The sequence below is a fragment of the Aquipseudomonas alcaligenes NBRC 14159 genome, from assembly GCF_000467105.1.
GTDB lineage: Bacteria > Pseudomonadota > Gammaproteobacteria > Pseudomonadales > Pseudomonadaceae > Aquipseudomonas > Aquipseudomonas alcaligenes.
In genome coordinates this window covers 1-6,512 of record NZ_BATI01000075.1, presented here as the reverse complement: position 1 = coordinate 6,512, position 6,512 = coordinate 1, and the positions used below count along the sequence as shown (strand labels likewise).

Genomic DNA, 6,512 nt, shown 5'->3' with positions numbered 1-6,512 from the left:
CCCTTGAGGGGCTTGTCGGCGCGCGTCGCTTCTAGAGTATCGAGGTCATAGATCAGGTCGCTGACCTGCAGCTGACGTTTTCCTCCGCCAAGGCTGCGGCGCAACACTGCTTCAATGCGAGCCGCTAGCTCAGAGAGGGCGAAGGGCTTCACCAGATAGTCGTCTGCTCCGGATTGGAAGCCTTGTAGCCGGTCATCTAGTTGGTCGCGGGCGGTGAGCATTGGGTGCCCGCAGAATTCGGAAAAAATCGTACGCTAAGCCGCGCCATGTGCTTGCGCGCGAGCGCTCTCAAGAGGATGGTCCCTCGTACTTCCGAAAAGCGCGCCAAAGCACAACGTCATAGACGACCTTGAGTAGGCCGCAGGCCACCAGCGGCGCCGCCAGCCAGCCGGCGGCGAATAGGGCGCCGCCAATGGCGGGGCTCGCTATGGCATTGAGGCGCTTTACCGCACCGCCGTAGTTGTTTTCCCAGTGGCTGACGATCAGCTTCTCGGACAGGCCGGTGAGTTTGGCCGGATCGCATGAAAGAGGTTTCAGTTCGTAAGGCATCTTGGCTTCCTCAGCAAGGTGGATCGGAAACGGCGCGACGAAGGCTGACTCGATCAGGTTCAGCCTTGGTTCGGAAATACCAGCCACCCCGCCAATCCCGCCGCGAGGATCACGACGACGACGTTGAGCTTGTTCTTCCAGGCATAAAGGAATGCCAAGCCTGCGGCGAAAATCGACATGCCCACCGTCAACGATGGGACACGTTCAGCAGTGACCTGCGCCAAGTCGATGGTGGTTGCGCCGATCAGGCCGACTACCCCAGCCGCGACGCCGTCCAGAAAGGCGTGCAGCCGTTTGTTCTCCACGACCGCCTCCAGCCGGTCGTAGAAAATCAGCGAGAACGCAAAGGCCGGAAGAAAGACACCCACCGTCATGGCCACCGCCCCGATCGGCCCCCCCGCCACATAGCCGACGAACGTGGCGAAGATGATGAGGGGTGCCGGTAGCACACCGGACAGCGCCAGGCCGTCCAGGAACTGCCCATCCGTCATCCATCCGCGCCCGACGGCGTCGTTGCGAACGAACGGAATCGCTGTGTAGGCGCCGCCGAAGGTGAGCAAGCCGGCCTTCAGGCCCGACGCGAAGATGAGCAGCACCGAGGCCTGGCCCTGAACGACCGCTTCCACAAGCTTCGCTGTCGGTGCAGCCCACAAAGCCACGGCCGCGGCCAGCGCCACCGCCGCCAGTGTCACCAAGAGCGCTGAGGCCCGATGATTCAGCACGAGCAGGGCGTACACAAGGCCGCCCGCCGGCAGGGTGATCCAGAAGTCGACACGACCTATGGCTGCCAGCGCGCAAACGATGGCAATGACCCACAACCAGCGATCAAGCAGGATGTGCTCGCCGATACGGTGCACGGCGCGCACGATCAGGGCGATCACAGCCGCCTGCACGCCAAGGAACGCCGCGCCCAGCGCGGTACCCACGAATTCAATCTGGAAGTACAACCAGGACAGCGCGAACATCAGCAAGAATCCGGGAAGCATGAAACCGAGTCCCGCCAGCACGCCCCCCAGCCGCCCCTTTGCTCGGATGCCCAAATGAACGCATATTTCATGCGCTTCGGGTCCGGGCAGCACCTGCATCACCGCAAGCAGCTTGTTGAAGCGTTTGCTGGAGATCCAGCGTTCCTCGTCCACGAGCTCGCGGCGCAACATGTCGATCTGAGCCACAGGCCCGCCCCATGCGAGCAAGCCGAACTTGAGGAAGCGCGCGAAGAGCTGTGGGTAGCTCATGGGTGGAGGGACGGCTTCAGTCGTGGCATCCGTCGCCTTGCTCGGGCGATACGACTCTTCATTCGCAACGCTCATAGATCTTCTCCTTGTAGTTCAACAGTAACCAGTCAAATACGGAAGTTGGCCAACAAGCCGTCGAATACGGCCGAAGCCTGCGGCCAGCAGCAGGTCGTCTTGGGTGATGTCCCAGAAAGACGGACGGGCCGGGCGTGGTTGCGCGGCGGTCTGAGGACTGGTCGGGGCGTTCACGTTGTTTTGTCCTCGTAACTCTTCAATAGCCAATCAAAAATTTCGCACGCGCGGGCAAGCAGCGCGTCGTCATCGGGTTCCGATGCGCGCAAGCCGGCGAGCAGCGATTCGATGCCCAGCGCTTCTGCTACCGGCAGCCCGCCCAAATCCAGGCAATGCACGAGCTTGCCCAGGCGTACCAGTGCAGGGGCGGAATCAAGTCCGAAACTCGCCAGCAGCGTCTCGAAGGTGACCTTGGTGCCCACATGACTGAAGGCGGCGCCGTCGAAATCGAAGCCGAGCCAGCCATTGCGGCAGTCGGAGGGACTCGCCAGCCAGACGATGCGCGCGCTCGGGTCGATGAACCGCCGGATCAGCCAGGCCGAAGCGAGTCGGTCCACCCACGGGCGCGCCCGCGTGGCCCAGGTCCGACCCTGATAGTCGGCGCGGTTCAGCCGCGGAATATCCGTCTGCCGGGCGGTCGGCTCGTCGGGAGACATACGGCGGGTGATCGCGTCGCGCAGGTCGTCCAGCAGGCTCAAGGTCTGCCGCTGCGCCTCGCCGGGGAAGAAGTCGATGCGGTTCACCTGCTCGAAGCGGCGCACGAGCGGCTGGAGCTTGCGCATGGCATCGGCGCCGTCCGGGGATGCCAGGTTACGCCCGAGCGCTTTGATCTCCTCGGCGATGCTGGCGTACTCCTCGCCCCGGTCGAACAGGGCGCGTAGCGCGGCCTTCTGAGCTTCGTCACACCCCGACAGTCGATAGACCTGGCCGCTGCCCCCGACTTCCACCGCCTGCGCCGCCACTTCGCCCAGCGTCGCCGCACTGTCCGCCGAGTCGGGCAGCAGATAGACCCCGTCGCGCAGCGTTGCGCAGCCCTGCGCTTTGACAGAACGCCAGACGCGCATGCGGCCGGTCGATGCCTTGGTGGGCAGGCTGACGAATAGGGCAAGAAAGCTCAAGCACGGGCTCCTTCGTCAAAAAGATGATTAATGTTACAAATACTACAATAAGTTATATCTAATACACAACTCATGTCGGAGCGTCAATTTAAGGCATACCCTAACTGGATGTCAGGAATGGCCACGCTGCGCCGTCAGGGGTCGTCTCAGAAAACGGAAAATAAAGCACGCTAAGCGTGCGTGGAGGCTGGCACCCAGCGGTACAGCGTCGGAATGGACACGCCGAGGTTCTTGGCCACGTCCTTGGGCGGCACCCCGCTGGCCAGCAGCTTCTTGGCCGACTCGATCTTGCTGTCGGTCATCTTCGGCTTGCGGCCGCCTTTGCGGCCGAGCTGCTTGGCGACTTCCAGCCCGGCGCGGGTGCGCTCGACGGTCAGCTCGCGCTCCATTTCGGCAAGGCTCGCCATGACGTGGAAGAAGAACCGCCCGGATGGTGTGCCGGTGTCGATGGAGTCGGTGAGGCTCCTGAACTGGACACCGTGCTTGTGCAGATCGCCGACCAGATCGACCAGTTGCTTGACCGACCGGCCCAGCCGGTCGAGCTTCCAGACGACCAAAGTATCGCCTTCGCGCAGCATTTCGAGCGTCTTGGCCAAGCCAGGCCGGTCTGCCCGCGTGCCACTCACCTTGTCCTCGAAGACCTTTTTACATCCGGCCTTGCTCAAGGCTTCGCGTTGCAGCTCCAGGTTCTGATCCTGCGTCGAGACGCGCGCATAGCCAATCAACATGGCTTGTCTCGCGCCCGGTCGATGCGTTCCTGCATCGCCTGCATCACTTCTTCGTGGGTGTACGATCTGGCGTTGGCGTCGGTGGCTTGCCGCAGGGCTTCCTCAACCTCGCGCGTCATCCGCTCGTAATCCTCCGGCCACAGCGCTTGCTCCATGCGCAGCGACGCCTGACCCAGCAGGTGCAGCAGGCTGAACAGCCGCATGTCGTTGGTGGCGACGATGCGCTCCCGAATCTGCTCCTGAATAGCTTCGCTAGCCCGATGCGCTTGTGGTGTGGCAGTCCCCTCGTAGTCAGCGGGGAATTCCGCTTCCTCGGCAATCCTTGCCCAGGCGCTGGCCAGCGCCTCGATGGTTGACGTGCTCATTTCCGCCGCTCCTGTGCTCTTTGGCGAATCAACCGGCCAAGGGGCCTCGACGCGAAAACCAGCAGCATCACGCCTATCGGATACCAGGTCGAGAAGACCACCAAGGCATCGAAGGCTGGCCGTCCGGTGTTGGTAGGCAGTACGGCGGTCACAGCCATCAACCCGCCGACCGTCCAGATGATGCGCCACACGTAGGGCATCACGCGGGGCACGTAGCCGTCATCGAAAGCGGTCTGGTAGTAGCGGCGCAGGCCGCGCTCGGCAAGCGCCTGGCGCTGCCGCTCCGACAGCGCATCCGTCCGGCCATACCAGCGCCGGAATGGTGGACAGCGCAGCAGCAAAGGGGTGAAGAGGATCATCACCGCCACGATCGCGACACCCCACGCCATGACGGCGCCGGCATCGGGCCGCTTGGCGTTCTCGATCACGGGCGCGAAGACGCCCGGAGCACCGATCATCTAGAACAGCGCAATGTGCTGATGGAAGGAGAGCTTCATTTGCTCATCCACTTGCGCAGCAGGCGCTTTTTCAGGGAGGCGCGTTCTTGCGGGTTGCGTCCCTTGTGATTGGCGATGCGATCCGCCGTGGCGGCCTGGCGCTTGACGGGCCAGTAGGAGCGGCCATCCTTGCCCATCGACCAGACGCTGCTGGCCTGGTTTTCCAGCAGGGGCAGATGGGCGCTCAGGGCTTCGGGCGACGCGCTGGTCAGCGCCGTGCGCTCACGGGTGCGCCAGCGCTGATGCCAGAGCTTCTTGTCCTCGCGCTCGCTGCCGCAGGTCGTGTGCCCGACGATGGGTGTTTTGCGGCGGCTGCGGCTCATAACGTAGTGGTCTCCAAGAACATTCAGGACTGATCCCAGGCGTCGATGGTCAAGACCTGATCGGCAGGACAGGCGGCTACGCGGTCGGGAACTGGATGGTGTTCAGTCTCATGCCGACCCCATTCGATTGATCGCGTCGCTTGCGGCACGCTGCGACGCAAGGAGGTTTGCGACCTGGTTTAGCAGCCGTGTCCGCTGCATGTCTGTTACCTATCTCCCCGACCGCTCATTGGACCAACTCCAGAGATTGGGCTCTATCGCTCAGCCAATACGAAACCGGCATTGGCTGATGCCACAACCGAGACGAACACAAATGGCTCGGTACCTGTATTTCGCGCCCCGTGCACTTGGCCCGGTCTTGCCACGGCTATCTCACCTTCCCTGAGGGCACGAACAATCCCATTGCCCTGAAAGTAATCAGCCATTCCCGACAAAACAGTCCACGTGTCTTGGCCGTGAGGATGAATGTGAGCCGCAATTTCCTGCCCGGGATGGACATGCCAAACCACGATAATTGAGTCTCGGGTTTCAAGCACAACGGAACGAATAGGCTCGCCTTCGGACGGCTGAACATACTCGGCTACAGAAAATATTCTCGATTCAACAGTCATCGGAGATCCCTCTTTCACAGTGCCCCCAGACAGGCTGGATATGAGTTCTAACTCGAATTTGAACGGGAGGCTGGTCGTGCGGTCGTGCAGTTGCCGATGAGCGTGTCGGCTGCTGCCTCCTTGCCCACCAGCGAACTCACGTCCGTTGCGGCCATCCAGAAGGTCTTGCCCGAGCGCGGCTCATAGGTCGCGGGATCGAACACGCCAGAGGGGCCGAACATCGGCGGCTTGATTGGTCATGGCTCCATGCCTTTGTCGTTACGGTCTTCATCGTCGGCATCCTGACGCACGGCGGGCAATTGCTGGAGCAACGCCGGCAGCCATTCCTGTACCGTCTCCCACACCACATCGAGGTTGATGTCGAAATAGCCGTGAGCCATGCGATTACGCATATTGCGCATGCTGCGCCACGGCACGTCGGCATGCGCCTGGGTGAACTCGACGTAGCCATCCATCACCTTTGTGGCCGCCTCGCCGATGACGATCAGGCTCATGATGACGGCCTGCTGGGTGCGCTTGTCGGCCAAGAAGTCGTCCTTGGCCATCCCTTCCACGAAGCTGCGCGCATCGGTTGCGGCCTGCTGAATGTGGTCGAGGTAATCGGGCAGGCGGTTCTCGCTCATATCGGTTGCGCCTCCGCGAGCACCTTGGCCCGGAACTTCGGCGGCAGGTCGCCGGGAGTCAGCAGATCGACGTCAACGCCGAGCAGCGATTTCAGTTCTTCTTCCAAATCGCCCAAGTCCAACAACGTGGCACCGGGCAGCGCATCGACCAACAGGTCGAGGTCGCTGCCATCCCGGTCGGTGCCATGCAGCACCGAGCCGAAGACGCGCGGGTTCGCGGCGCGAAAGCGGCCTACCGCTTCACGCACTGCGCTTCGCTTCATGTCAAGCACAACAGACGGTCGCATGGGCATCCTTTCTTATCGAAACTCGTTGAGATGATATGCAATCAAGAATAGAATTTCAAGAACTATTTTCGAGAATCGCAATGCCTTGATTCCCGTGCCGCGCC

At 62.0% G+C, this 6,512-nt stretch carries 10 protein-coding genes and 1 pseudogene; all 11 read right to left on the bottom strand.

Annotated features, from left to right (window positions below; translation table 11 throughout):
- Nucleotides 1-221: pseudogene (locus PA6_RS21895) on the bottom strand (DNA-binding response regulator); the annotation flags it as partial.
- A 67-nt stretch (nt 222-288) separates the two neighbouring features.
- Complete coding sequence (locus PA6_RS21890; RefSeq protein WP_223656445.1) at nt 289-636, bottom strand: chromate resistance protein; 348 nt, start codon at nt 634-636, stop codon at nt 289-291.
- Nucleotides 609-1,859, bottom strand: a complete 1,251-nt coding sequence (chrA, locus tag PA6_RS21885) for a chromate resistance efflux protein ChrA (RefSeq protein ID WP_003117270.1) — start codon at nt 1,857-1,859, stop codon at nt 609-611. The genes PA6_RS21890 and chrA overlap by 28 nt, the downstream gene beginning before the upstream one ends.
- 170 nt (nt 1,860-2,029) lie before the next feature.
- Nucleotides 2,030-2,974 (bottom strand): chromate resistance protein ChrB domain-containing protein, encoded by a 945-nt coding sequence (locus PA6_RS21880; protein WP_003117271.1) that lies wholly within the window; start codon nt 2,972-2,974, stop codon nt 2,030-2,032.
- Nucleotides 2,975-3,144: 170 nt separating this feature from the next.
- The gene (locus tag PA6_RS21875) at nt 3,145-3,702 is read right to left on the bottom strand and encodes a recombinase family protein (RefSeq protein WP_003100847.1); all 558 of its coding nucleotides are present in this window, start codon (nt 3,700-3,702) and stop codon (nt 3,145-3,147) included.
- Entirely contained in the window at nt 3,696-4,067 is a 372-nt protein-coding gene (locus PA6_RS21870; protein WP_003100853.1) for a hypothetical protein, read from the bottom strand. Before PA6_RS21870 ends, PA6_RS21875 begins: the two co-directional genes overlap by 7 nt.
- Nucleotides 4,064-4,525: a hypothetical protein gene (locus PA6_RS21865; protein ID WP_011137969.1), complete on the bottom strand. Its 462-nt coding sequence runs from the start codon at nt 4,523-4,525 to the stop codon at nt 4,064-4,066. Before PA6_RS21865 ends, PA6_RS21870 begins: the two co-directional genes overlap by 4 nt.
- Before the next feature lie 35 nt (nt 4,526-4,560).
- The gene (locus PA6_RS21860) at nt 4,561-4,887 is read right to left on the bottom strand and encodes a hypothetical protein (RefSeq protein WP_003100858.1); all 327 of its coding nucleotides are present in this window, start codon (nt 4,885-4,887) and stop codon (nt 4,561-4,563) included.
- A 254-nt stretch (nt 4,888-5,141) separates the two neighbouring features.
- On the bottom strand, nt 5,142-5,498 hold the full coding sequence (locus PA6_RS23210) for a cupin domain-containing protein (protein WP_003465043.1): 357 nt from the start codon (nt 5,496-5,498) through the stop codon (nt 5,142-5,144).
- 236 nt (nt 5,499-5,734) lie between these two features.
- Nucleotides 5,735-6,121: a HepT-like ribonuclease domain-containing protein gene (locus PA6_RS21855; RefSeq protein ID WP_003100872.1), complete on the bottom strand. Its 387-nt coding sequence runs from the start codon at nt 6,119-6,121 to the stop codon at nt 5,735-5,737.
- On the bottom strand, nt 6,118-6,408 hold the full coding sequence (locus PA6_RS21850; RefSeq protein ID WP_001247892.1) for a nucleotidyltransferase family protein: 291 nt from the start codon (nt 6,406-6,408) through the stop codon (nt 6,118-6,120). Before PA6_RS21850 ends, PA6_RS21855 begins: the two co-directional genes overlap by 4 nt.
- Nucleotides 6,409-6,512: the final 104 nt, after the last annotated feature.